The sequence below is a fragment of the Bartonella sp. AC158YNML genome, assembly GCF_042196725.1.
Classification (GTDB): Bacteria; Pseudomonadota; Alphaproteobacteria; order Rhizobiales; family Rhizobiaceae; genus Bartonella.
In genome coordinates this window covers 119275-145856 of record NZ_JBHIQU010000002.1, presented here as the reverse complement: position 1 = coordinate 145856, position 26582 = coordinate 119275, and the positions used below count along the sequence as shown (strand labels likewise).

Here is a 26582-nt window from a genome sequence, read left to right as displayed (position 1 = left end):
ATTGTGCTTGTCGAACTGGGTCATATTTTTTTAGCTGCAGCATTTTCAGTAAGCTTATTAGGGGCATTTTTACCTGCTTTAGGTTTTTGGTGGAGAGAGCGTTTGTTAATGCAAACAGTTGTTCCTCTAACATATATCACTTTTACATTACTGCTTTTATCTTTTTTAGTGATAATTTATGCTTATGTCGTATCTGATTTTTCTGTTTTGAACGTTGTTGAGAATTCTCATTCAGAAAAACCGATGCTCTATAAAATTACAGGTGTTTGGGGCAACCACGAAGGCTCTATGTTGTTATGGGTTTTAAGTCTTGCTTTTTTTAGTGCATTGATGGCTTTTTTTAACCAACATTTGCCAGAAGATTTTAAGACGCTTGTTTTAATTTGCCAAAGTTGGATTACAACTGCTTTTCTTTTATTTATTATTTTTGTATCCAATCCATTTTTACGCGTAAATCCACCAGCATTGCAGGGAAATGGTCTCAATCCTCTTTTACAAGATATCGCATTAGCAATGCATCCACCGCTACTTTACTTAGGGTATGTCGGTTTTTCACTTTGTTTTTCTTTTGCCGTTGCGGCATTGATTATGGGACATGTTGATAGAATTTGGGCGCGTGGGATTCGTCCGTGGCTTTTACTTTCTTGGTGTTTTTTGACATTGGGTATTATGGTTGGCTCTTATTGGGCTTATTATGAGCTAGGATGGGGGGGCTACTGGTTTTGGGATCCTGTTGAAAATGTTTCGTTTATGCCTTGGCTTTCAGGAACAGCTCTTTTACATTCTATTCTCGTTCTCGAAAAACGAGAAATATTAAAAAGTTGGACTTTATTTTTGGCGCTGCTAACTTTTTCTCTTTCTTTAATGGGAACTTTTCTTGTTCGTTCGGGACTTTTAGTTTCTGTTCATAGCTTTGCTATTGATCCAGCACGGGGGCAGGCAATTCTTGCACTTTTATTTTTCTTTACGGGAGTGTCTTTTCTTCTTTTTGCTTTGCGTATCCCTATTTTTAAAACAGAAAGATTTTTTCAACCAATTTCGCGTGAAGGATTTATTGTTTTAAATAACTTGTTATTCATAACAATAACAGCAACCGTATTGATTGGTACGCTCTATCCTTATTTTATTGAGATATTCACAGGGCAAAAAATTTCTGTAGGAGCTGCTTTTTTTAATCTTACCTGTGGACCGCTCATGCTTTTGCTGTTGTTGTTTGTTCCATTTGGGTCAATGATGGCATGGAAACGTGGTGATTTTCTCGCAGTTTTTGAACGGTTGTGGTTTGTTTTTGTATTGGTTAGTATCGTCTGTTTTATAACATTTTACGCGACATCGTTGCATGATATTTTTGCAGTTTTAGGCATTGGGCTTTCAGCATTTGTTTTTTTAGGCAGTTTAGCAAATCTGTGGGGAAAGAGTGGATATGGCAAGACAAATTTTTCAGTATGCGTGAAGAGATTTTTGCGATTGCCATGGTCTGTTTTTGGTGCTGCAATGGCACATATGGGATTAGGCGTTACATTATTTGGCATTGTTTGTGTGGCCAATTTGGGGCAAGAACGTATTTTAACCATGAATATAGGAGATAGGGTGACAATAGCGGATAAAACTCTTTATTTTGATGCAGTGCATGATGGTGTTGGTTCAAATTATTCGGCAATGGAGTTTTATTTTAAAGTATATGAAAATAAAAATATTGTTGGTTATGTAACAGCCTCAAAGCGATTTTATTCAAGTCAAAATACATCAACAACGGAAGTTGGTCTTCAAAATCATGGCTTATCGCAGCTCTATATTGTACCGGGACATATCGATAATCGGGGTCTTGTTGTGCACATATGGTGGAAGCCTTATGTAATATGTATTTGGTTAGGGGCTTTCATAATGGCTATGGGAGGATGTCTTTCTCTTCTGGGGTATTGGTTTCGCATTGGCGTGTACCACAGGGTGCTGCGTGCTTTAAATTTGGGGAGAAGACATTGAGATGAAAAAATTTTATTGGATTTTATTTTTTTTAATGACAGCGTATCCTTTTCGATTAGCTACAGCAGTAGAGCCAGATGAGATTTTAAAGGATACAATTCTTGAATCGCGCGCACGAGATATTTCATCGCATTTACGTTGTCCTGTTTGCCAAAATCAATCAATTGATGATTCAGATGCTTCTCTGGCACGTGATTTACGGCTTTTCATTCGGGAAAGATTAAAAATGGGTTATAGTAATCAGCAAGTTATTGACTTTCTTGTTGAACGATATGGTGAATTTATTCTCTTGAAACCACCATTGAATAAAACAACTTGGTTTTTATGGTTCTCGCCTTTGATAATTATTATCATTGGTGTCAGTGTCATATTTTTCCAATTAAGACGGTATAATCGTGAAAAAATAATGGATTATGTGAATGAAAAAGAACAATCAAAAATGCCATTGCATTAAAAATGATGTACATATAAATAAAAAATTCAGATTATCTGCAATGAACATTCAACCTTATTGTATTATATTGGGGAATACTGAAACCTTACAAAATTTTAATAATTTAGACACAAAACGGTAAGGTCTGGTATTTTATAAGTTATCAAAATTGGGATAAAGGAATGATTGAATAGGAGCATAGAATAAATGTTAAAAAAAACATTCTTTAAAACATTTGTTGCAGTAAGTTTTTCCGCAGTATTGGAGAGTGCACTGTTTTTTAGTGGATGTACATCAAGCTTGTGGACGACAAAAGCTCATGCAAGTTCTGTATTGACTTCGTTAATACCACAACAGGGATTTGCAGATATCGTTGCTCAAGTGAAGCCGGCAGTTGTTGCAGTACAAGTAAAGAGCAATAAAAAGAAAAAAGATTGGTTCTTTAGCAACTTTTTTAGTGGTCCGGGTATTGATCAATTACCAGATCAACACCCTTTGAAAAGGCTTTTTAAAGAGTTTTATGATCTTGATAAACCTAAAAATAATTTTCCCAATCATTCGCAGCGACTCCGCCCTGTCGCTTTTGGATCGGGTTTTTTTATTTCGTCTGATGGTTACATTGTGACCAATGATCATGTAATTTCAGAGGGAACAAGTTATTCTGTTGTTCTTGATGATGGTACAAAATTGAATGCAAAGCTCATTGGGAAAGACCCCAAAACCGACCTTGCCGTACTAAAAGTAAATGATAACAGGAAATTTTCCTATGTTGATTTTGGAGATGATTCAAAGCTTCGTGTTGGAGATTGGGTTGTTGCCATTGGAAATCCATTTGACCTTGGTGGAACTGTAACAGCAGGGATTGTTTCAGCGCGCGGACGTGATATTGGCACGGGTGTCTATGATGATTTTATTCAGATTGATGCTGCTGTTAATAGAGGAAACTCTGGTGGACCAACCTTTGATCTTAATGGAAAAGTTGTTGGGGTTAATACAGCAATTTTTTCTCCTTCTGGAGGAAACGTTGGGATAGCTTTTGCTATTCCGGCAACGACTGTCAAACAGGTTGTACAGCAACTTATCGAAAAAGGTTCAGTTCAGCGTGGTTGGTTAGGCGTTCAGATTCAGCCGGTAACAAAGGAGATTTCTGATTCAATAGGTCTAAAAGAAGCAAAAGGCGCTTTGGTTACTGATCCGTTAAAAGGACCAGCAGAAAAGGCTGGTATTAAGGCTGGTGATGTCATTATTTCAGTGAATAATGAAAAGGTTGCCGATGCGCGTGAGTTAGCGAGACGTATTGCAAATATTAAACCAGGAGAAACGGTTGATATAGGGATTTGGAGATCAGGTAAAGAGAAGAATATCAAAGTCAAACTTGCTTCAATGTCTGAAGATGAAAGTAAGGAAGAGGGTTCAAAATATTCAAGTGGACGCGGTGATTTAGATGAAACATTGGAAGATTATGGTTTGATTGTTATTCCTTCTGATGATGGTGTAGGGTTGGTTGTAACCGATGTAGATTCCGATTCAGATGCAGCAGATAAAGGGATACGCCCTGGTGATATCATTGTGACAGTGAATAATAAACCGGTTAAACGAGTCTCTGATATTATTAGCACAATCGAAAATGCTCAGCAGTTAGGACGAAAAGCTATACTCTTACAAGTGCGAACAAATGATCAAAATCGTTTTGTTGCTCTTCCAATTTTCAAAAAATAAAGCTTTGGTTTTAGGACAAATGTTTATTAAAATTTGTCCTAAAACACACTAAAATAATGGAGATGCGTTTTATGAAGATACTCGTTATTGAAGATGATCATGAGACGGGGCGTTATCTCGAAAAAGCTTTTTTAGAAGTAGGGCATTCTGTTGATATTGCTTATGATGGAGATACGGGATATACTCTAGCGACCACGGAAAATTATGACGTTATGGTTATTGATCGAATGCTTTTGCATCGCGATGGTCTTTCTATTATTGCTGAATTGCGTGCTAAAGGCAATGAAACACCGGTTCTTATTCTGTCGGCATTAGGGCAAGTTAATGATCGTGTCACGGGGTTGCGTGCAGGGGGAGATGATTATTTGACAAAGCCTTATGCTTTTTCTGAACTTCTTGCGCGTGTTGAAGTGTTACAACGGCGGAAGAATCCTAAAGAAGCAGAAACTGTTTATTGCGTAAGTAATCTCGAGCTTGATCGGTTGGCACATACAGTAAAACGGGGAGATAGAAACATCCTATTGCAACCGCGAGAGTTTCGTTTACTTGAATATTTAATGCGATATGCGGGGCAAGTTGTTACACGCACTATGCTTTTGGAAAATGTTTGGGATTACCATTTTGATCCACAAACAAATGTTATTGATGTTCATATATCCCGTTTGAGAGCCAAAATTGAAAAAGATTTTGATGTTCCACTTCTCCATACCGTACGTGGAGCTGGATATATGCTGAAAGCGCCAGATAATAAAGCATGAATCGTTTGATTAATATAATGCGCACGACAGCGTTAAGGCTTTCAGCACTTTATATTTTATTGTTTGGATTGGTAGCAACAGGGCTTTCTATTTATATGACAGCCTTTTCTGTTTCATTGTTAACAAAGCAAACTGAAAAGGCTTTACATGAAGAATTAAAGTATATTGAAAATGCTTATAATTATGGGGGGCTATCTTTATTAATGCGCACTATTAATTATCGTTCAAGACAACCAGGTGCATTTCTTTATCTTGTCACGGATCCTATGGGGCGTATTTTAGCAGGAAATGTCGCACGTATTGAATTAGGCCTTTTGAATCAGAGCGGTTTTATTTCTACCTCTTTTTTGTATTCCCGTTTTGGAGAACCTGGCAAAACAAGTGAACATCGCGCTTTGGCAGTTGTTGTTGATTTGCCTAATGCTATGAAGATTCTTATCGGACGCGATTTGGATGAGCCAGAACGTTTTGCGGCGGTTATTCATAAAGCTGTAATCATTGCACTTGCTGCAATGGTTGGGGGGGCTTTACTCATATGGTTTTTTGTTGGCAGGAGGGCTTTACAAAGGATTGATCACGTAACGGCTGCATCACAGCGTTTGATGAATGGTGATTTCAGTGGGCGTTTACCTGTTTCTGGAGTAGGGGATGAGTTTGATCGACTGTCAACTAATCTTAATGTTATGTTAGATCGCATTGAAGAGTTAAATATTGGTTTGCGTCAAGTATCAGATAATATTGCTCATGATCTAAAAACACCGTTAACACGCCTTAGAAATCGTGCTGAAGAGGCGCTTTCAGGAAATAAAACAAAGCTTGAATATCGTCAGGTACTTGATAGTGTTATTGCTGAATCAGATCAACTTATTCGTACATTTAATGCAATTTTAATGATTTCACGCATTGAAGCGAGCAGTGCAATTGAGCATCTTGAGATGATGAATATGAAATTGATCCTTGAAGATGCTATTGAACTTTACGAACCTTTTGCTGAAGAGTCAGGTGTTTTACTTCAGTTGGGGGATATATTTGATAAAGAGCTTAAATTGAATCGTGAGCTTGTTGCGCAATCAATTTTTAATCTTATAGATAATGCGATTAAATATGCGCCTAAAGGTGGAAGGAAAGCAAAAGTTTGCTTATCAATGGAATATCGTGATGAACATTTATTAGTTGTTGTGAGCGACAATGGACCAGGAATAGCAGAGGATAAACGTGAAAAAGTAACAGAACGATTTGTTCGTCTTGAAGAAAGTCGTACACAAGCTGGTTTTGGGATTGGTTTAAGTATAGCAAAAGCAGTTATGAAGCTTCATGGCGGTGAATTGTTACTTGAAGATGCAAATCCAGGGCTCAGGGCTGTTTTGTTATTTCCTTAAAGATATTTTTCTTCATTTTTCTCTTTTCATATGTAACAACTATTTTAAAAGTATAATGCAATAGAAAGGAAGAAAAAATGCTTTTCAAGGGAGCACAGACGAAACAAGCTTTTTTAAAAACACAGCTTCTTTCTTTATGTCCTCTCGATAAAAGTAGTTCCCAATGGCTAAAAGATATGGAAGAACAAGCAAGGAAAGAAGGTTTAGAACCGCTTGTTTCCATCATTTCAGAGAGTGGAACGCAGATTGATTTTATCAGTTCGGTTATGACCTTATCTCCTTTTTTGCGTGAGGTTTTAATTGCCAATCCATCATATCTTAGTACTTTATTAAACGTTGATATAGAAACAAGACTGAGCGAAATTATAGATGATATTACGGTTATTGATCAGGATGAAACTATAAATGAAACTTCATTAATGGCTGCTTTAAGGCGCAAAAAACGAGAAGCGCATATTCTCATTGCTTTAGCTGATTTGGGTGGTGTTTTTACTTACGAAGTTTCATGTGCTTGGTTGACACGTTTGGGTGAAGCAGCATTAGGTGTAGCATTGCGTTTTCTCTTAAGAGAAGCACATGATCATGGTAAGATTAATTTGCTAAGCCGCGAAAATCCAGAAAAAGACTGTGGTTTAATTATTTTAGGGATGGGAAAATTAGGAGCAGGGGAACTTAATTATTCTTCTGATATTGATCTTATTGTTTTTATTGATGAAACATCATCTCATATTGGTAATCTTTCTGAAAGTGTCGACATATTTTCTAAAATGGTACGTCGATTAATCCGTATCATTCAAGAACGTACTGCGGAAGGGTATGTTTTTCGTCTTGATTTTCGGCTTCGTCCAGATCCAGGATCAACCCCTTTGGCCTTACCAGTAAGGACTGCATTGCGTTATTACGAAGGGCGTGGGCAAAATTGGGAACGAGCAGCCATGATTAAAGCACGTCCAGTTGCTGGCGATAAGAGGGCGGGTTTTAACTTTCTCAAAGAGCTTTTTCCCTATGTGTGGCGGAAGTATTTAGATTATGCTGCTATTGCTGATATTCATTCGATCAAACGTCAAATTCATGCGCATAAAAGTTATGGTCAAATTGCAGCTTATGGCCATAATATAAAGTTAGGTCGTGGGGGTATTCGTGAGATTGAGTTTTTTGTTCAGACACAACAACTTATTGCTGGTGGGCGTTTTCCTCAATTGCGTGGACGTCAGACGGTTGCAATGTTGGCAGAACTTCATGCGCTTGGTTGGATTAGTGAGAAAACGAGAGATAGTCTTATAAAAAGTTATGCTTTTCTGCGAAATGTGGAACATCGTATTCAGATGCTTGCAGATGAACAAACGCATCTTCTCCCAAATGATATTACTCAATTCACGAGTGTTGCCTATTTAATGGGCTATCACGATAGGAGCAGTTTTATTGACGATTTATTAAAAACACTTCATGTTGTTGAAAAGCATTATGCAGCACTGTTTGAGAATGAGCAAGAACTTGGTTTAGAAATTGGTAATTTAGTTTTTACAGGTGAAGAAGATGATCCAGAGACATTAATAACGTTAAGCCGTTTAGGCTTTGAAAGAGCAAGTGATATTTGTCGTATTATGCGCACCCTTCACTGTGGTCGTTATAAAGCAACGCAATCAGCTGAAGCACGCGAGAGATTAACGGAATTAACACCTGCTCTTTTGAAAGCTTTTGGCGCGACAAAGCGAGCTGATGAGGCGATGTTGCGTTTTGATAGTTTTTTACAGGGCTTACCCTCAGGAATTCAACTTTTTAGTCTTTTGCAATCTAATCCCTCTCTTTTGGATATGCTTGTCCTTATTATGGGGGCTGCTCCACGTCTTGCAGAAATTATTGCACGCAGGTCCCATGTTTTTGATGGAATGTTAGATCCGAATATTCTTTCAGAATTACCGACCAAAATGTACTTAGAAAAACGGCTTGAATATTTTCTTGAAAATGTTCTTTCTTATGAGGAAATTCTTGACCATTTAAGAATTTTTGCAGATGAACAACGTTTTTTGATTGGTATTCGAATTTTGAATGGTACAATTACAGGAGAAAGAGCGGGTTTTGCTTTTACTGCGCTTGCTGATCTTATGATTACAAAAACATTTGCTACCGTTCAAGAGGAATTTTCTCGTCTTCATGGTCGTATTAAAGGGGGGCGTGTTGGCATATTGGGTATGGGGAAGCTTGGAAGTCGCGAATTAACGGCAGATTCTGATGTTGACCTCGTTTTGCTTTATGAACACGATGATGATGCAGAAATATCTGATGGAGAAAAGCCTCTTTATATCTCTCAATATTATACGCGTTTAGCACAGCGCCTCGTTTCTGCTTTATCCACTCTTACAAGCCAAGGTGTTCTTTATGTCGTTGATTTAAGATTACGGCCATTAGGCAATAAAGGACCTATTGCTGTTTCTTTTCCATTTTTTAAAAAGTATTATCGCCAAGAAGCATGGATATGGGAATATCTTGCTTTAACAAGGGCTAGAGGCATTGCAGGAGATCCTGATTTTTTACAAAAGCTAGAAAATGAAGTGTGTGCAATTATTGCTATTTCTCGTGATAAGAAGGAAGTTGCAAAAGAAGTATGTGAAATGCGTTCCTTGATTGCAAAAGAAAAGCCGCCAAAAAATCAATGGGATTTAAAAACGATGTCTGGTGGCATTATGGATTTGGAGTTTATTGCTCAATTTTCTCTTATTACGCATGTCATTGAGTTTCACATTGGAGAGACGACAGCAGATATTTTAGATAATTTACCAAATAGTTTTCTTAATCAGTCATGTGTTGCTGATTTACATTATGCCTATGGTCTCTATACAAATTTGAGTCAAATTATACGACTTTGCTTAAATGATTCTCTTGATCCCAATGATATGCCAGCTGGATTAAGTGATCTTTTGTTAAAGAGTGTTGGGGAACCTGATTTGCTTCGTGTTGAAAAATTAATTGCAGAAACTGGGCAATTAGTCTGTTCAGTTTTTACGAAAGTCATGAAACATTAAATGTATTTTATAATGCTTTTATGAAATTATTGAATGCGATTATTAGATAAAATCATAAAAATATATTATAGAAGCTTAAAAATTATTAATTCCATTTTTATATATTAATTTTGATATTTTATGTCATATAGGTTTGAGAGATCTAGAGAGTAAAAACCATTCTCTACTTATTTCCTCAAGTGTCATGAAAGAGTTTCTCTATCAAAAAAGTCATTCTAGGTGTTATCCTTTATACAAAAAGAAATAAGTACTAGATTTTAGCGAATGATGTTGCTCATGTATATGATACAAGAATATGGATCAGTTATAAATCAGTAGTATTATATTAGATATAATTATCAAGTTAGAGATATTAAACACAATAATATATTCAATAATGTTTTTATAATATTAGATTTATATAAAATATTATAGAGGTAGTGGATATATATTATTTATTATTATACAAATATATTGAAGTAAATATGATAAAAAGTTTTATTGATTATATATCTTATTTTTTAAACAAAATTGATATTGGAGTTGTTTATATTATTATGGATAATAATAAAATATCCATCTATGAAAGCTATTATAAAGTAATAATTTAAGAAAATTATAAATAAATTTTTTAAATTATTTATAATAATTATGTATTAAAAAATAATTTTATTTTTAAATAGGAGTTTAAAGTTTTTAACTGTGTCATTTTTGCTATAGATTTTTTGCAAAAAATGTGAAACGATTTACTATTATTTATGTATCACATTAGCTTTTAGGGGAGCAATTATGATTACAAAGTATTTAATCTCAACATCTATATTTTCTTTAATTTCAATTTCTATCGTACAGGCGGCGGATAGCGTTATTCCTGAACAGCCTGTTCCTGTTATTGCAGCGCCTTCTTTTTCTTGGACAGGATTTTATCTTGGAGGGCAGATTGGAAACTTTTCAGGCAAAACGACTGCAAGTTATTTAAAAAAAGAGACAGGGATATGGAATCCAGTTGGAAAAGAGAATTTGCCTAAACTTTCTGGTTTTATCGGGGGCGTTTATGCAGGTTCCAATATTGATATCGATAATGGTTTTATTATAGGTATTGATACGGATGTTATGTGGTCTAATAAAAAAAGTACGAAGGATATTCCTCTACAAAAAAATCAAACTGAAGGAATAGCAAAATCTTTAGAAAGAACAGGTCACGCAAGCGATTCTCATGAGGAGGAATCTCCAGCGTTGCCTATTGAGGCTATACAGCATACTTTAAAACAAAAATGGTCTGGTGCTACGCGAGTGAAAGTTGGTTTTGCACTTGAACGTATGATGCCTTATGTTTCTGGAGGAATTGCTTATACGCAGCTTCAGAATATTTTTGCGGCAGTAGCTGATAGCAAAAATGGAGAAGTTGATTTTTCTGATTGGTTGCATGATGAAAAAAAGACCATGATTGGTTATACCCTTGGAGGTGGTATTGATTTTGCAATGACTGATAATATTATTGTACGTGCAGAATATCGTTATTCAGATTTTGGCAAAAAGAAATTCATACAGGATAAATTTGAAATGGGCTACAAGACAAACGATTTCCGTGTGGGTGTAGCTTATAAATTTTAATTTTTTGCAGAATTAAACACTTCAAAAGTCTCATTTTCGAATGAGGCTTTTGTTTTTCAGATATGTTCTAGTAAATATCCTTTACTCAAAAAAGCTACTATTTTATTCGAACAATACTTTGATTTGTAAATATAAATTACTTTTTGTCATGTTGAGTCAGAGACCCAAGTGTCATAAGATTTTCTCATTTTTAACCTATACCATATTGAACCAATCAAAACCATGTCTTTTGCACACCAAAAAGAGGGAGATTCGTGAGATAAAAACATTCAAGAAAGAATAAAAATGCTTCTTATGAACCATATTAAGTGCTAAAAACTTTCGCTACATTAGGGGGTGGCGAAGTATGAGATTTGATACGAGCTTGCTTTTCCATAAACGTGAAGATGGTGTTGCTAAATGGACTTAACATTACATCATTCATAGGTGCCGTCGGGAAATGGGTTTGGGTGCTTTAAAAGATGCTTTTTTAAACCAACATGTGAATTGGCAAGCTAATGGCATTTTATTTTATTTGAAAGATTTCTCATACAATCAACTTTTCTGTTTTGCGGTATCGTAAAATATTTTATTTAATAACAAAAAGCTCGCAAAAAATTCTAAAGAACATAAAATTACATCCACAATGTAACTCAATAATAAAATAATTATAAAGAGTATTATAAAGTGATTTATAGGAAAAAATAGATGAAAAATTAGGAATTTATTAAGACATAAAAAATATTATTACCTATGTTTTTTATCGAAACATAATCTATTATTTTTCCTAATTTTTTAATGTACGATAATAAATTTTGAGTGAAATAGTAATGGATCATTTCAAATCTATTTACGATAAATCAATCAACATCATTTGTTTATGAATCACAAGTATATTGGGTTATTTAAATTATATAATTTAGTTATTATTTGGCTTTTTTAGCCATTGATTTTCAGGCATAGAAGCTGAATGAGCTTCTCTATTATTCTATAAAATATCATCATTGTAATAATATAAGGATTTTACGCATTAGATGCTTTTGGAGGAGTGGATGATGAAATTCAAAGCAGGGTTTATGTGTAGAGCTTTGTGAAGTAAATCACATGTGCGATTAGCAGCTGGAACCCTTGAGACCAGAAGCCGAATTATTTATAAATCAGATGTGGTAGAATTTTCGTCCTTTAGGGCGGGAAGGAAGAAAACCAAAACCGATAAGTTTGTAAAAAGCTAGTCACATAAGTGGGGCTGCAGATGGAACTGTCTGAGAAAAATTGATCTATTGACAGAGAAGGTGAAACTTTATCTTTTAAGGAGAAAAAGGAAATAAGAATTATGATTTCCAAAGGGATATGAAATAAAAATATTTTCATTTTTGGTTGTTTGGGCAACTATGAAGGTGTTTAAAGATTAATTGTTTCAGTACATGCAATCTCGTTTTTGGGGTTGATAATGCTATAACGTTGTAATTGGCAATGCCATTGATTTTGTAAGCGTTCAATGGAAAATAAATTAAAACCTGCGGGCGGTTTTTTATCTCCAAAAGCTTGTGATGCGGAAGGAACACCAACAATAGGAATTTTTTTAATTGGTCCTTCAATGTAATTCAATGTGGGTAAATGAGTATGTCCGTGAAGAATAAGCTCACAACCGTGGTATTTCATAACGTCTAGAAAACGTTTTATATCCCGTAGTTTTTTATGCCAAGACGTTGCCTTTGGAAAGGGGGGGTGGTGAATCATGACGACACGAAAAAGGTTGCGCTGTGCTGCTTCCTTTAAAAAGAGCGGTAAAGTTTGCGCTTGCATTTTACCAAAATAACCGGAAGCTTGAAAAGGCAATGTCGCAATGGCTGAAGAAGCTGCTATGATGGCAACATCTTTACGAATGCGCATATAAGGAAAGAGGCTTTTTTGAGGGATGTCACCTGTAATCCAAGGTTTAAAAAGAGTGCATGCTTTTTGTAAAGCGCCGCGGACATAGGCATCATGATTTCCAAATGTCAAAGAAATATCTTGGGGTTGTCCTAAGTTAAGGAGCCAACGATACGCTTGTTCAAATTCCTTATCGAGAGCAAGATTGACAAGATCACCAGAGATCACCAGGTGATCAGGCTTTGTTTTTTTCAAGGCATCCATTAAAGTTTCTAAGACATTTGTTGCCATCTGACTCTTACGTTTTTTTTGCCAGTTCAGATAACCGGTAAGACGCTTCCCAGAAAGTTCAAAAAGGGAAGGTTGCGGGAGAGGGGAAAGATGTACATCCGATATATGGGCAAGATAAAACATAAAAGCTCGTAGAGTATTAAAAACGATTTAAAGAATAAACATAAGATAACTTAGTGTTTAAAGGCAAGAAAGATGGTAAAATGAAAATTAGCTTGCAAAAAAGAATGTCTCAAGCGGAATTTTCCAAATAGAATATCCCTAATAAAATATCATTGTGTCGTACATTCACATATTTGTAAAAAACATTTCTCAATGCGTTTGAGCTAATTTCAAGACGGTACTCGATATTATAATGGAAAGCTTCTGTGAACTATATAGGGCTTACTGTACACTACCATCTCTACGCTTATACAAGGTGCAAATAAAAAACATCATACTATTTTCCCCCAATTTTATGAAAATTCTTGCTTTGCTTTAAGAGGATTTATAAGAGGTATTTCACTCTTTTCTTCAATGGTTTCTATCCATACAGCATTTCTTCTAATAATACGCAAGAGAATGTTTTTTATTATTTTAATATGAGGATATTGGAAATAAGGAGAATTCCACTGTATTTTGAGTTATAAATCAATACGTTATATAATTATAAAAGACAAGTAAATACGTAAAAGGATAAGCTAAATTTAAAAACTATTATACTAAATTTCAGATTTTTTAACGGCCTTCACGATACCACATGCTGCTCAACAGTAAAAGGCAGGCAAGCAGTGCAAAAAAGCCAGAAAATATCGAAAAATAAAAGGTATTGATTAAACGGGTTTCGGTTGCTTCTTTCAGAACAATTGAATGTGCTGGGGAAGAGGACGGACTTTTTTTTGATTGAATCAGCTTGAATGGAGGAAGATGAAAATTTTCTTTTCCCTCAGAGTGTAAACGTCCGATGTAGCCACCAGTGTGCTTAATAATGGGGGCCAGTTTTTCTTGTGTTGAAGTCAAGTCAAACAACTCAAGATTATCGAGCATCCCTACAGAAGAAAGTATTGTTAAATCGCCATTTTTAATGGTAAAAACTCCTGTCTCATCAGTGGTCACAGTTGCAGTAAAAAGTCCTTCTTGTTCTTTGGTGAGAGTAATATTTTCTTTTTTTCCAGAGGGAAAGATTATTTCGACGGGCTCTGGATGCTCTTTGAGGGTTTGGCGGCGAATTGTTAAATGATGATTGCTGCTGGTTGCACTTAATTTTTCTTCTTCAAGTTCTGGTTCTTTCATAAGCCAATGGGCAATTCGTCGATAAAGAGCAGCATAAGGACCTCCGCCTTCGAAACCTCTAGCCCAAAGCCAACTTTCATCGGAAAGCAACATGCCTACACGCCCTTTATCAACATGGGAGAGAATTAAAAGTGGTTGTTCATTGGCTCCTTTCATGAGGGCGATTCCGTTATTTATATTTTGAATAGCAATTTGTCGCAACCATTGTCCCCATTGAGAAGCTGGAAGGTTAAGTGTTGCAAGACCCCTTGTGACAGGATGGCGCTCACCTTCTTTGGTTAATGTGGGGCGAAAAGGTTTTTCAATAATAGTTCCATTGGGCAATGCCGGTAGAATGCTTATTAAAGGTGTTTTCGCAAGTGAGTTTTTTTGGGTAAATTCAGGTCCTGTTACCATCAACAATGCACCCCCCTTTTGTACATATTGGGCGATATAATCATAATAGATTAAGGGGAGAACAGTAGAGTGCTGGTAGCCATCAAGGATGATGAGATCAAAGTTATTAATTTCTTCAACAAAGAGTTTTCTTGTGGGAAAGACCACTAAGGATAATTGGCTTGAGGGCGTATTATCTGCTTTGGTGGGGGGACGCAAAATAGTAAAGTGAACAAGATCAATATTGGAGTCACCTTTCAAAAGGTCTCGCCATGTCCGTTCTCCATTATAAGGAGCACCTGAAATAAGAAGAACGCGTAAATTTTCTCTGATTCCTTCAATAATTGTTATAGCGCGGTTATTTTCAAAGCTTAGTTCACCTTTGTATGGATCAGTTATAACTTGGATAATATTTTTTTCAGCATGAGGAAGAGTAATTTCAGTTTGAAAAATCACGCCAGGAGTTACAGAATAATGGCCAATGTCTTGTCCATTGACGCTTAGTGTAATATTTGCTTTCTGTGGTATTGTTTTTTTGGCGGGGCCTTTATCTTCTACCAAAATGGAGAGCGTTTGTGGTTTGTTGACAAGGGCAAAGCGTGGAGGAGAAATAAACTTGATTTGGCGATCAAATTCATCTGAGTATCCTGTAATCAAAGCATTGAGAGGTGCTTCATGATGAAGATCTGATAGGTCAGGGATGTCATGCACTTGTCCATCAGTGATAAAAATGGTTCCTGCATAACGAGAGAGTGGTACATCAGATACTGCTTGTGTTAAAGTCTCAAACAAATTCGTTGAGGGCGCATACTGATTATCAGCAAGTTTTCCAGCTTCAATAAAACGTGGTTCAAATTGTGGATAATGCGCCAATACTTGAGTTAATTGCGCGCGCGCTTCATCACTGTCGTTTGTACGTGTTCCAAATGTTTGGCTTTTGCTGCGGTCAATAATAATTCCCACTGTGCTTTTCAGTGGTTCGCGCTGTTCTTTTATGATCATTGGATTAAGCAAAGCAAGGATGAGGGCGCTTAATGCCATCAGACGAAATATAGAACCTTGACGTTGCGTAACAAGACCAACAACGACAAAAAGAAAGGATATTCCGCTTAAGAGCAGAATCCAAAAGAGTGGTAAGAAAGGCTGAAAAGTGAAAAGTGGTATCATTGCCTTCTTTCTCTTTTAAAGCGTTCCAAGAGCGCAGGAACATGAACTTGGTCCGCTTTATAGTTTCCTGTAAGCACATAAAGAACAATATTTAAACCTGCGCGAAATGCCCATAGACGTTGCATTGGATCATTGGGAACAAGGGGATATTTCCATGTTCCTTTTTCATCGAGTGCCCAAGCACCGGCAAAGTTATTTGCGGTGATGAGAAGAGAACTTACGTTATCACCACTGGCAAGAGAATTTTTATTTTTTTTGTTTGTTGATGAGGATTCAACCCATAAAGGTGAACCACGGTAGAGACCAGGAAAATCTGGCATAATATAAAAGGAACGTGCAACAACGTGATCGGTTGATGCTGGCTCAATGGATGGAATATTTAATCCTTTTAAGATGGTTCGTAATCTTTGCGTTTCTGGAGTGGCATCTCCTTCAAGATTAAGATTGCTCTTTATCTGATCGCGTGTGTCAAATAAAATTGTTCCCCCATGTTTCATAAAATTATTTATTTTTTCAAGGCTTTTGGGAGTTGGTATAGGACTCTCAACATCAATTGGCCAGTAAATAAGAGGATAAAAGGAGAGTTCATCTTTATCGAGATCAAGTGCTGTAACAGAGCCAGGGGAAAGCATTGTGCGCTCTGCAATAAATTGGCTTAAGGCTTCTAGACCACTTTTACTCGTTGTATCAATTTCACGATTGTTGGTTATAACGTAGGCAAGATGTGTTGCACCAGCGGCTTGTACACTATCATGATGATTTTCTGTCGTTTGTGCATGAAGAATTGGAGCATATGCAAACAAGGCAATAAGAATTATGAGAGGGAGGAAAAACATATTATGCCGTTTATTGAAAGAAAAAATACCTCCCATCCATAAAATGAGAAAATTATCAAAGGCGAATAATAAGATGGCTAATCCTAAAAGTGGACCGGTAAGATTTTTTTCTTTTGTATCGTAAGATAAAGGACTCTTGTTAAGAGAAGGTGGCAATGATGATTGTTTCATCAAGCGCGATGAATGAGTTAAGAGATTAAGCGCATAAAAATTGTTTTTGACACCATAAAGTCCTGGTGGGGTATGATAGGAAGGACGGGGTGGATTTTGAGCATCAAAGACCAGTGGAACAATATCAGAGGATGGTACTTGTAATTGTCCGTCAACGGCTATAGTTCGCCAAGGGTTTTGTACCACTGTTCTTTTTTCTCTGTGTGTTAGGTTTGTGTTTTCGTTAGAACCTAATGTGATTAATTTTTGCAGCATTTGTGCAAAAAAGCCAGAAAGAGGAAGATTAGACCATGTTGGGTCAGGAGCAACATGAATGAGAATGAGGGTTCCTTTACCACGTTTTGCTGCGGTAATAAGAGGAGTTCCATCCGAAAGGCTAAGCCACGTTTTTTCAAAAAGATCTGGGGTTGGTTCTGCGAGGATTTGGCGAGAGACAGTAACATCTCCTGGAAAGGGAAGACCAAAGAAAAAGCTATTTTTTGCAAAAGGTGCAAGCTTTTGTGGTTTTGTCCAAGACATAATACTTCCAAGGGAACGTTGGCCTGGGCGCAGTGGTATCGGAAGAAGGTTATCGTAATGTTCTGCGCTACTGAGTTTTTCTCCTGCAAAGCGGATGAGTGTTCCCCCTTTATTCACAAAATCAGAAAGTTTTTTTTCTGCATTTTCGGGCATGTTAACAATGTCACCCATAATAAAAACAGATGGATTTTGTTTAAGCAAATGATCAATATCCGTTGAAAGTTCTCTTCCACCGGCTGTTATAAGCTGTGTATGACCTTGTAAGGCTTTAATAATGTAATAAAATGGAGCAAGTAAAGGCTGTGCCATTTCATTGGTATCGGGTGAGAGAAGAGCAACACGGCTTATCCTGTTATGGCTGTCTACCAAGAAGGTTGCAGCAGCATGGTTTTGATTGTTTATTTTTATCCAAGCGATATCATTGCGTAGTTCAAGTGGTACATTAAAAGGAACAAGTACTGTTGTTTCTCCTTCAGAGAAATTGTTCGTAAATTGACCGAGAAGTTGATTATTTGAATCGTAAAGGCTGAGTATAGCGGGAGTATTACTGTGTGTTGTTGAGCGGATAATACGCGCGCCCATGTTTCCATTGTTATTTTCTATGGATGTTATGCCGGTTAAATCGGAAATATCAGTCAAATACCACAAGAAGTTTCTAGGTTTTAGTTCTTCAAGAAGAGCAAAAGCTTGCTCATCTTCATTTGTTTGTAATCCATCACTTAAATAAGCAATATCAAGAGGTTTTCCTTTGGTTATTTCGCTGAGTTTTTTGAAGGCATGCACACGGTTGACAGGCCAAGGACGCGGTTGCAAATGCATTAAATGCTGTTTTATAATCTTGGCTGGTTGGGGCTCTATATTGGAGATATCATGTTCAGCCGTTGCAACAAGATAAATATCTTTTTGCTGTTTTTCTGCCTGTGCAAGGAGTATTTCAGCGATAGAGATGCGTTTTTTCCATTCTTTTACAGAAACCCAACCATTATCAATAATGAGTGCAAGGGGTTGAGACCCAGAAAGGCTTATTGGTTTTTGATTCCAAGTGGGGCGTGCTAGAGCTATGATAACAAGTGCCGCTATGGTTAAACGCAACAAGAGCAACCACCAAGGTGTATGTTTTGCTGTTTCTTGTTGATGAGTTGGTTTGGGTAAGAAGCGAAAAGGGGGAAAAAGCTCTTTACGCGGAGATGGAGGAGTTATCCGCAATAGCCACCAAATGACCGGTAGGAACAAAAGCCCTAGTAACAGAAAGGGAGCAGCAAAACTCAAAGTGCCCTCCTTTTTTGCAATGGAGAGTCGCTCATTGTATTTGCGAGATGAAAAATGGTCTCTGTTAAAGGTTGATCCGTTGTACTAACGTGATAAGACCATCCTTGGCGTGCGCAAAAATTTACCAATTCTTGTCGCCTTGCGTGATATAGTTTACAATAGCTCTTACGAAGATCTTCTGCTTTAGTGGAAACATGTTTCTCTTTCGTTTCAGGATCCAAAAATGCTGTGTGACCTGTGTAGGGGAAGCTTTCTTCTGCGGGATCAGAAATTTCAATTAAATGAGCTGTCACCTGTTTTGTAGTTAAAACGGTTAAATGTTGGATGATTTTTTCAGGATAGTCGAGAAAATCACTCATTATAACGACATGTGAAAAGCGTGTAATCGTTGAAAAATCCGGAAATGAATTTTCATCTGAATGATTTTCTAAAGCAAAGGCTATTCGTTCTACGACATTGGATGTCATTGTGGGGGACATTAAGTTGGGAATAGCAATATGTTCGCCACTGCGTGCAAGAAGGGATGCCAAGGTAAGGGTAAGAAGAGTGGCATGATTACCTTTAGAGATTTTAGAAAAGCGCGAACAGTAATGCATTGATGCGCTCTGATCAGGACAAAGCCAAACGGTTTGTGTCATTTGCCATTCATGTTCACGGAGATATGTATTTTCATCACGCGCTGAGCGACGCCAGTCAATGCGGCTAATGGATTCTCCTTCCATATAGGGACGAAATTGCCAAAAGTTTTCCCCATTACCGCTTTTACGTTGTCTATGCCATCCGGTTATCAATGTATTAGCGATATGACGCGCTTGTAAAAGGAAATATGGCATTTTGCCAGTATCCTTATGCAGTTCATTTGCCAGCGACAATGGAGGCTTTTGTAAAACTTTTTTGCCAAGAGCCATTCAAAGAGCATCTTTCACAAGGTTATTAATAATATCTTTTACGGTTATATCTTCAGCACGGGCAGAAAAATTAAGAGCCATGCGGTGTTGTAATACGGGATAGGCCAATGCTTCAACATCATCAAGTGAAGGAGCTAAGCGTCCATAATAAAGAGCACGAGCGCGAACACAAAGTGAAAGGGCTTGTGATGCCCGTGGACCAGGTCCCCAAGAAACATAAGTATTAGCAAGGCTATTGTCTTTATGAGGGCGAGATGAGCGGACAATTTTTAAAATAGCTTCAATCACATTTTCTGAAAGAGGCATTTTGCGAACGATATTTTGAATTTTTTGCAATTTTTTGCCGGATAAAATTGGTTTTGCATTTGATTTTTTTTCTTTTGTTGTTTCTAAAATAATCCGTCGCTCTGTTGTGAGGTCAGGATAGTCAATATCGATTTGCATCAAAAAGCGATCCAGTTGTGCTTCAGGAAGTGGATAGGTCCCTTCTTGTTCGAGAGGATTTTGCGTTGCAAGAACATGAAAAGGTTGTGGCAAATCATAACGGGTACCTGCGACAGTAACATGATATTCTTGCATAGCTTGTAAAAGGGCTGACTGTGTCCGTGGGGAAGCACGATTGATTTCATCGGCCATGAGAAGTTGCGTGAAAATAGGACCTTGAATGTATCGAAAAGAACGTTTACCGTCTTTATTGGAATCCATAATTTCAGAACCAATAATATCCGATGGCATTAAGTCAGGAGTGAATTGGATGCGTTTTTCATCAAGCCCTAAGACTGTTCCCAATGTTTCAACAAGACGTGTTTTTGCAAGTCCTGGAGCACCGACAAGAAGGGCGTGACCACCAGCAAAAATAGCGATTAAAGCATATTCGATTACCTGATTTTGCCCAAAAATAACTTTGTCAATTTCTTTTTGTAAAATATCCAACTCTTTGTGTGCCGTATCAATATCATCAATAATGACTTGAGCTTCATGATTGATATTGACCTTTTTTATAGAATTGGATGATGGATCATGTTGACTCATATTTCTTCCTTAAGGCGTTTGTCGCAAAAATGGTAATTTTCTCTGCATGATAATGGATATCTTATTGTTTGTAACAGAAAATGAGAAGAAATGAAGTATCATATGCCGTTTTTTTTCATATTCATATAGAAGAGAAAAGTTTCTTTGGAAGAATAGACGTGCTTTATAAGGGATGTCTTAAAAAAATTGTTTTATGAAGAGAGTTTTTTAAAGCAATGAAGACAACTTTTTTGAAAGGTTAAAGTGTGAATATAAGACAGAACTTCAAACAGGTTGCGTGGTTACAACAAAGTGATATCCAAACACTTCTTCGTGTTTTGTCTGTGGAGGGGGAAGAGGCGCGTATTGTAGGGGGAGCAGTACGCAATCAACTGCTAGGGCAGCCTATTAGTGATATTGATATTGCCACAACCTGCTTGCCGCAACAGATTATCGCACGTGTAGAAGCAGCAGGATTTAAAGCTATTCCTACAGGGATTGCGTTTGGTACAATAACAGTAGTTGCTCATTCATGTTCTTATGAGGTTACAACGCTTCGCTGCGATATTGAAACGGATGGTCGTCATGCAAAAGTGGCATTTGGTCGTGATTGGAAAAAAGATGCTGAACGGCGAGATTTTACGATAAATGCGCTTTATTGTGATGCTGCTGGCAACCTTTATGATGATGTGGGAGGTTTGAGTGATATTGCTAGCCGAACAGTTCGTTTTATTGGGGTTGCAGAAGATCGTATTGGCGAAGATTATTTGCGTATTTTACGGTTTTTTCGCTTTTTTGCGTGGTATGGAGCAGGGCGACCTGATGTGCAAGGATTGAAGGCATGTGTTCGTTTAAAACACGGTTTAAAAAAACTTTCTTCTGAACGTATTTGGGTAGAAATGAAAAAGCTTCTTGCGGCGTTTGATCCAACGCGTGCTCTTTTATGGATGCGACAAAGCAGAATTTTGGCACTCATTTTCCCTGAAACAGAACGATGGGGTATTGATGCAATTCACGCATTGGTGAAGACAGAACAGGCTCTTGGTTGGAAAGTTGATCCATTGTTACGGCTAGAAAGCCTTCTTCCTCCTGATCCCATGCGTCTTCATGAAATGGCACAGCGCTTGCGTTTTTCTCTTAAGGAAACAACGCGATTAAAAGAATGGGCAGAGTTAGAAATAATAAACCAAAACTGTTCTGATCATTTTGTGCAAAAACTGATTTATTTTCATGGACGACAGCCAGTTTTAGATCAATTATCGTTGTCTGTCGCTGCATCACATCTTGATCATCTGGAAAAAAGTGATGCTTTGCAAAAAGCAGAGGGTTATATTAAGCTTTATCAACTTGCCAAAAAATGGCAAATTCCAACTTTTCCTATTAATGGTAACGATTTAATAAAAAAAGGTTTTACGAAAGGTATACTTTTAGGAAAAAAGCTTAAAGAGCTAGAAATGATATGGATTGAAAGCGGATTTTTAATGGATCGTCATGCACTATTAGAAAAAATTGATTTATAATATTTCTGTTTATAAACCCACTGTTTTTTATATTTTTTAAGTCAACATATTAATTTATAATAATCACTATTCATGTGAAAGAAGAGTCCACAATATTGTAAGGTTATTTCAAACCTGTTCATATTACATCAATCAAAATTATTGCCTTACACGTCACAAGTGAGGAAAAATGATTACAGAGGGGGAAAATGTCTCTTATAAACCATCTCAAAGATAAGGATTCTCGAAAATGAGAACGAATAAAGAGAATAGTGATAGCGGTTTGCACCTTGTATGACCATAAAGAGGGGGATGTTCACTGGATTTTTACTATGAGGAGTATTTAATCATTCATAGGTGGTGATATGAGGTGATATGAAATGGATGTGATGGGCACTAAGAAATGTTTATTTTACAAGCACTTAATTGTTTGAAAATGATAGGCATTATACACTCTAACTGTTCTTTATATGTTGTATTATTGTTTTTCGTGATAATTTATATTTTTATAAAATACATTTTCTTTCATAATAACCAATTTGGCGCAATGCTTCTCCTGTTGTTATAGCCACGCTCATGGCGAGATTGAGAGAGCGTGCCTGTGGTTGCATGGGAATTTTCAGTGTGTAATCGGCCGTTTCATGAACATAATCGGGAACTCCAGCTGATTCCCGACCAAAAAGTAAAACATCATTTCTTTGATAGCATATCTGCGTATAGCATGTTTTTGCTTTTGTACTTAAAAGCAACAGGCGGCGGTTAAAGTGTTTCATGGAGCTTATAAAATGTTGCCAATCAATGTGTCGTTCTAAGGAAGCATATTCGAGATAATCCAATCCTGCGCGTTTGAGATTACGATCCGACAGATTAAAGCCTGCAGGTTCAATAATGTGCACATGTAAACCAAAGCAAGCGCTAAGACGTAAAATCGTTCCAGTATTACCAGCAATATCAGGTTGGAAAAGAGCTATATGAAGTGTCATGTTCTCTGTAATATGATTTTTCTTTCGACTTTGTAAAGAAATACCACAATTTATTCGAAAAATATGCTTTGAGAAATACATGTTTTTTACGGTTAATTTTTATTCCCTTTAAATTTCAGGGAAAAAGTTATGTATACAGATCTGTTTGGGATAAGAGAGAAGCTCCCTATTCGGGACTTCATTTTATTGAGTGATCCATGAATGGATTGGCTCATTATGTTGAAAAGTGGGATATTTAATGAGGTTAGATCATCCATTTTAATTAAAATCAACAAAATATGCTTTTTATGCAAAAACAGAAGCTTATGCAAAAACAGAAGCGAAAAAAATACTCATACAACCAGTTGGAATTGAGAGAGGGAGAGATGCTGTAAATGTGTTAAAGAAATAACCGATAAGCTCAACTTGTTTACTGAGATATGGTCATAATAAGACTATCTTTCTTTAGAAGTGTTTATTTACATGCTATCTCTGATTTTCACGGGCGGGAGAGTAATTTTGATTGAATTAATATGAATAGGTTGGAAATGAAAAAACCTTACGGTGTTTCAGGATTTCATTCACTCTGTAAAATGATGAATTATCATTATAAAACAGTTTTTTGTATAAACCATACAAATGGCAGGAGTTTTTACGGGGATGTTTTTATGATTGAGGTAACTGAGTGATCAAGCATTGTACAATGGGAGAGGGTATGGTAGAAAGGATGTTTTAGCAAAGTGTCTCTTTAAGTTAAGGCCATGGGTGAGCAAACGAGGCGGGATTTTCTGTTTTTGGTAACAGCTGTTGCAGGAGCAGTTGGAATGGGAGCGGTTATGTGGCCTTTTATCCGTCAGTTGCGTCCAGATGAAGCTGTTTTGGCATCTTCCTCTGTTGAGGTTGATCTTTCTGGTATTGAAGAGGGGATGTCGATAACGGTAAAGTGGCGAGGACAGCCTGTTGTTATTCGAAATCGTACGGCAAAAGAAATTGCTGATGCGCGCGCTACTGAATTGAGACTTCTAAAAGATCGTCAAGCGCGCAATCCTAATCTTGAAGGTGAAAAGGAAGCAACAGATTTTGCGCGTTCAGCAGGTAAAGGACGTGAAAATTGGCTTATTGTTATTAATCTTTGTACGCATCTAGGCTGTGTAACACTTGGGCAATCGGGTAAATTTGGAGGGTGGTTGTGTCCCTGTCATGGGTCTGTTTATGATACAGCTGGAAGAGTGCGTTCGGGTCCAGCTAACTATAATTTGGCTATTCCTCCTTACCAATTTCTTTCTGATACTTTGCTCAAAATAGGATAAGGTTATGACAAGGTTTTCTCCTTATTGTCCTAAAAATGCACTTGCTCGTTGGTTTGATAAGCGTTTTCCTCTTCCTCGTTTTTTTTATAATGCATTTGTGATTTTTCCTGTTCCGCGTAATCTTAATTACTTTTACACATTTGGCGGTATTTTAACCATTATGCTTTTATCACAGCTATTGACAGGTATTGTCTTGGCTATGCATTATGTTCCGGATATTCATTTGGCTTTTGAAACTAGTGAACGATTTCGGCGTGAAGGGCAGTTTGGTTGGCTTTTTCGTCCATGGCATTGTGTAGGCTCTTCGTTTTTTTTTATTGCTGTTTATATCCATTTGGCACGTGGACTTTATTATGGTTCTTATAAAAATATGCGAGAAATGGTATGGGTTACAGGTATTTTTATTTATATCATCATGATGGCAATAGCGTTTTTTGGTTATGTGCTTGTTTGGGGGATGATGTCTATTTCAGCTGCTTCAGTGATTGCAGGGCTTTTCAAAACGATTCCTTTAGTGGGGTCTTGGTTGCATGAGACACTTCTTGGTGGTTATGTCGTAGGACAACCAACGTTGAATCGTTTTTATGTTTTCCATTATGTTTTATCATTTGTTTTGCTTCTTTTTGTGGGGCTTCATATTTGGGCAATTCATTGTGTTGGGCAAGGAAATCCAACGGGTCTTGCTATACAGTCAGATAAGGAAACGGTTCCATTTTCGCCTTATGCACTGATCAAAGATATTTTTGCTATTACTGTTTTTCTCATCTTCTTTGCCTGGTTTTTGTTTTATATGCCCGATTATATGGGGCAGGTTGAAAATTATAGTGTGGCAGATCCTTTAAAGGCACCTCTTCGTGTAGTTCCAGAATGGTATTTTTTGCCTTTTTATGCGATGCTTCGTGCTATAACTTTTGATATTGGTATTTTCTCTTCAAACTTTGTTGGCTTTGTTTTATTCGTCAGTTCGATTTGCATTTTAATTTTTGTGCCATGGTTGGACCGCTCTAAAATATGTTCAGCAAGATATCGACCTGTTTATAAAATTTTCTTTTGGGCGTTGGTTATTGATGTCGTTTTTCTTGGTTGGTTGGGGTCAAGAGAAATAAGTGACAAAATTCTTTTATGGACACAATTGGCTACGGTTTATTATTTTATATTTTTTTTGGTTATTTTGCCGATTTTGCCAGCGTTTGAAAAAAATTATTCTCTTCCTTCTTCAATTATGCAAGATTTAAAACAGAAAAAAAAGAGACTATGGTAAATGTTTTTGTCGGGCTGGTTGTTATTGTTGCTATGAGTTTTTCTGCTCAGAGTTTAGCGGGTGATGCCTCTGATCAGGAAGAGGGATTTATTTCTTTTCCTTTACAGGTTCCTAAAAAACAAGAATGGAGTTTTTCAGGTCCATTTGGGTTCTACGATAAGGCGCAATTGAGGCGCGGATTAAAGGTTTATAAACAAGTTTGTTCCAGCTGCCATGGGCTAAAATATGTGGCTTTTCGCAATTTAAAAGCTCTTGGGTATGATCAAGAACAGATTAAAGTTTTGGCGGGGCAGTATGAAGTGCGTGATGGTCCTAATCGAGAAGGAAAATTTTTTAAACGTGCTGGGGTTGCAACGGATTATTTTCCTTCTCCCTTTGCGTATGAAGAAGAAGCAAGACAGGTTTTGAATGGTGCTTATCCTCCAGATTTGTCATTGATGGCACGTGCACGTGGTGTATCTTTGCCTTTTCCTGCTTTAATTACGGATGTTTTGACTCATTATGATACGGCTGGTCCAGATTATATTACAGCTCTTTTAACAGGATATCAGGAAGCGCCGAAGAAGGTAAAAGTTGCTGATGGTTATTGGTATAATCCTTATTTTATTGCCAGTAATTTTTTAACTATGGCACCTCCTTTGAGTGATGGTGTAGTTGCTTATGAAGATGGAACCCCAGAAACCGTTGAACATTACGCTCGTGATGTTTCTGCTTTTTTGATGTGGTCTGCTGATCCTCATATGGAAATTCGTAAAAAAACCGGTTTTCGTGTTATTTTATTTTTAATCATTTTTGCAGGGCTTGTTTATATTTTAAAAGGTCGTATTTGGCGTAGTTTAGAAGAAGAGTTTGAGAAAGAAACAAAAGACGAAATAAAGAAAAAAGGATAAGGCGACTGGTTTTGAAAGAGTATAAAAAGCATAAGGAACAAATCTGTTTATAATGCATTGAGGTTTTATAAAGTAAAAGCAAAGTAAAAACGGAGATGTTAA

17 protein-coding genes are annotated in these 26582 nt (G+C 36.9%); 11 read left to right on the top strand and 6 right to left on the bottom strand.

Annotated features, from left to right (window positions below; all coding sequences use genetic code 11):
- Positions 1 to 3: 3 nt before the first annotated feature.
- The 7 genes from ACFIM1_RS01785 (at position 4) to ACFIM1_RS01755 (ending at position 10888) form a co-directional block, all read left to right on the top strand.
- Entirely contained in the window at positions 4 to 1983 is a 1980-nt protein-coding gene (locus tag ACFIM1_RS01785; protein WP_375609106.1) for a heme lyase CcmF/NrfE family subunit, read from the top strand.
- 1 nt (position 1984) lies between these two features.
- A complete protein-coding gene (locus ACFIM1_RS01780; RefSeq protein ID WP_375609107.1) occupies positions 1985 to 2437 on the top strand; it encodes a cytochrome c-type biogenesis protein CcmH in 453 nt (150 codons plus the stop codon).
- A 186-nt stretch (positions 2438 to 2623) separates the two neighbouring features.
- On the top strand, positions 2624 to 4135 hold the full coding sequence (locus ACFIM1_RS01775; RefSeq protein WP_375607777.1) for a Do family serine endopeptidase: 1512 nt from the start codon (positions 2624 to 2626) through the stop codon (positions 4133 to 4135).
- A gap of 71 nt (positions 4136 to 4206) precedes the next feature.
- The gene (locus ACFIM1_RS01770) at positions 4207 to 4893 is read left to right on the top strand and encodes a winged helix-turn-helix domain-containing protein (protein ID WP_375609108.1); all 687 of its coding nucleotides are present in this window, start codon (positions 4207 to 4209) and stop codon (positions 4891 to 4893) included.
- Positions 4890 to 6272 carry a sensor histidine kinase gene (locus ACFIM1_RS01765; RefSeq protein ID WP_375607775.1) on the top strand — a complete coding sequence of 461 codons (1383 nt, stop codon included), beginning with the start codon at positions 4890 to 4892 and terminating at the stop codon, positions 6270 to 6272. The genes ACFIM1_RS01770 and ACFIM1_RS01765 overlap by 4 nt, the downstream gene beginning before the upstream one ends.
- 77 nt (positions 6273 to 6349) lie before the next feature.
- Positions 6350 to 9295 (top strand): bifunctional [glutamine synthetase] adenylyltransferase/[glutamine synthetase]-adenylyl-L-tyrosine phosphorylase, encoded by a 2946-nt coding sequence (locus ACFIM1_RS01760; RefSeq protein WP_375609109.1) that lies wholly within the window; start codon positions 6350 to 6352, stop codon positions 9293 to 9295.
- Positions 9296 to 10063: 768 nt separating this feature from the next.
- The gene (locus ACFIM1_RS01755; RefSeq protein ID WP_375607773.1) at positions 10064 to 10888 is read left to right on the top strand and encodes an outer membrane protein; all 825 of its coding nucleotides are present in this window, start codon (positions 10064 to 10066) and stop codon (positions 10886 to 10888) included.
- A 1380-nt stretch (positions 10889 to 12268) separates the two neighbouring features.
- On the opposite strand, the gene ACFIM1_RS01750 is transcribed toward ACFIM1_RS01755, so the two are convergent.
- The 5 genes from ACFIM1_RS01750 to ACFIM1_RS01730 form a co-directional block, all read right to left on the bottom strand.
- Positions 12269 to 13153, bottom strand: coding sequence for a metallophosphoesterase family protein (locus ACFIM1_RS01750; protein WP_375609110.1), 885 nt, complete (start codon positions 13151 to 13153; stop codon positions 12269 to 12271).
- A 594-nt stretch (positions 13154 to 13747) separates the two neighbouring features.
- Positions 13748 to 15844, bottom strand: coding sequence for a glutamine amidotransferase (locus tag ACFIM1_RS01745; protein WP_375609111.1), 2097 nt, complete (start codon positions 15842 to 15844; stop codon positions 13748 to 13750).
- Positions 15841 to 18639, bottom strand: a complete 2799-nt coding sequence (locus ACFIM1_RS01740) for a DUF4159 domain-containing protein (protein WP_375609112.1) — start codon at positions 18637 to 18639, stop codon at positions 15841 to 15843. The genes ACFIM1_RS01745 and ACFIM1_RS01740 overlap by 4 nt, the downstream gene beginning before the upstream one ends.
- Positions 18636 to 19547, bottom strand: coding sequence for a DUF58 domain-containing protein (locus tag ACFIM1_RS01735; RefSeq protein ID WP_375606358.1), 912 nt, complete (start codon positions 19545 to 19547; stop codon positions 18636 to 18638). The genes ACFIM1_RS01740 and ACFIM1_RS01735 overlap by 4 nt, the downstream gene beginning before the upstream one ends.
- Positions 19548 to 20579, bottom strand: a complete 1032-nt coding sequence (locus ACFIM1_RS01730; protein WP_375609113.1) for an AAA family ATPase — start codon at positions 20577 to 20579, stop codon at positions 19548 to 19550.
- Between the two features lie 245 nt (positions 20580 to 20824).
- Here ACFIM1_RS01730 and ACFIM1_RS01725 point away from each other — a divergent pair, with 245 nt between their 5' ends.
- Positions 20825 to 22078 (top strand): CCA tRNA nucleotidyltransferase, encoded by a 1254-nt coding sequence (locus tag ACFIM1_RS01725; protein WP_375607768.1) that lies wholly within the window; start codon positions 20825 to 20827, stop codon positions 22076 to 22078.
- Between the two features lie 485 nt (positions 22079 to 22563).
- On the opposite strand, the gene ACFIM1_RS01720 is transcribed toward ACFIM1_RS01725, so the two are convergent.
- The gene (locus ACFIM1_RS01720; RefSeq protein WP_375606355.1) at positions 22564 to 23040 is read right to left on the bottom strand and encodes a tRNA (cytidine(34)-2'-O)-methyltransferase; all 477 of its coding nucleotides are present in this window, start codon (positions 23038 to 23040) and stop codon (positions 22564 to 22566) included.
- Between the two features lie 740 nt (positions 23041 to 23780).
- On the opposite strand from ACFIM1_RS01720, the gene petA reads away from it, so the two are divergent.
- The 3 genes from petA to ACFIM1_RS01705 are packed head-to-tail and all read left to right on the top strand — an operon-like array spanning position 23781 to position 26480.
- Positions 23781 to 24329, top strand: coding sequence for a ubiquinol-cytochrome c reductase iron-sulfur subunit (petA, locus tag ACFIM1_RS01715; protein WP_375606354.1), 549 nt, complete (start codon positions 23781 to 23783; stop codon positions 24327 to 24329).
- A gap of 4 nt (positions 24330 to 24333) precedes the next feature.
- The gene (locus tag ACFIM1_RS01710; protein WP_375606353.1) at positions 24334 to 25590 is read left to right on the top strand and encodes a cytochrome bc complex cytochrome b subunit; all 1257 of its coding nucleotides are present in this window, start codon (positions 24334 to 24336) and stop codon (positions 25588 to 25590) included.
- Complete coding sequence (locus ACFIM1_RS01705) at positions 25584 to 26480, top strand: cytochrome c1 (protein ID WP_375606352.1); 897 nt, start codon at positions 25584 to 25586, stop codon at positions 26478 to 26480. The genes ACFIM1_RS01710 and ACFIM1_RS01705 overlap by 7 nt, the downstream gene beginning before the upstream one ends.
- Positions 26481 to 26582 lie beyond the last annotated feature (102 nt).

Excerpts from the sequence above, each read along its gene's own strand:
- ACFIM1_RS01705 (WP_375606352.1), top strand. The coding sequence starts at position 25,584 with ATGGTAAATGTTTTTGTCGGGCTGGTTGTTATTGTTGCTATGAGTTTT.
- ACFIM1_RS01765 (WP_375607775.1), top strand. The coding sequence starts at position 4,890 with ATGAATCGTTTGATTAATATAATGCGCACGACAGCGTTAAGGCTTTCA.
- ACFIM1_RS01720 (WP_375606355.1), bottom strand. The coding sequence starts at position 23,040 with ATGACACTTCATATAGCTCTTTTCCAACCTGATATTGCTGGTAATACT.
- ACFIM1_RS01770 (WP_375609108.1), top strand. The coding sequence starts at position 4,207 with ATGAAGATACTCGTTATTGAAGATGATCATGAGACGGGGCGTTATCTC.
- ACFIM1_RS01745 (WP_375609111.1), bottom strand. The coding sequence starts at position 15,844 with ATGATACCACTTTTCACTTTTCAGCCTTTCTTACCACTCTTTTGGATT.
- ACFIM1_RS01750 (WP_375609110.1), bottom strand. The coding sequence starts at position 13,153 with ATGTTTTATCTTGCCCATATATCGGATGTACATCTTTCCCCTCTCCCG.
- petA (WP_375606354.1), top strand. The coding sequence starts at position 23,781 with ATGGGTGAGCAAACGAGGCGGGATTTTCTGTTTTTGGTAACAGCTGTT.
- ACFIM1_RS01780 (WP_375609107.1), top strand. The coding sequence starts at position 1,985 with ATGAAAAAATTTTATTGGATTTTATTTTTTTTAATGACAGCGTATCCT.
- ACFIM1_RS01735 (WP_375606358.1), bottom strand. The coding sequence starts at position 19,547 with ATGGCTCTTGGCAAAAAAGTTTTACAAAAGCCTCCATTGTCGCTGGCA.
- ACFIM1_RS01730 (WP_375609113.1), bottom strand. The coding sequence starts at position 20,579 with ATGAGTCAACATGATCCATCATCCAATTCTATAAAAAAGGTCAATATC.
- ACFIM1_RS01760 (WP_375609109.1), top strand. The coding sequence starts at position 6,350 with ATGCTTTTCAAGGGAGCACAGACGAAACAAGCTTTTTTAAAAACACAG.
- ACFIM1_RS01775 (WP_375607777.1), top strand. The coding sequence starts at position 2,624 with ATGTTAAAAAAAACATTCTTTAAAACATTTGTTGCAGTAAGTTTTTCC.
- ACFIM1_RS01710 (WP_375606353.1), top strand. The coding sequence starts at position 24,334 with ATGACAAGGTTTTCTCCTTATTGTCCTAAAAATGCACTTGCTCGTTGG.
- ACFIM1_RS01755 (WP_375607773.1), top strand. The coding sequence starts at position 10,064 with ATGATTACAAAGTATTTAATCTCAACATCTATATTTTCTTTAATTTCA.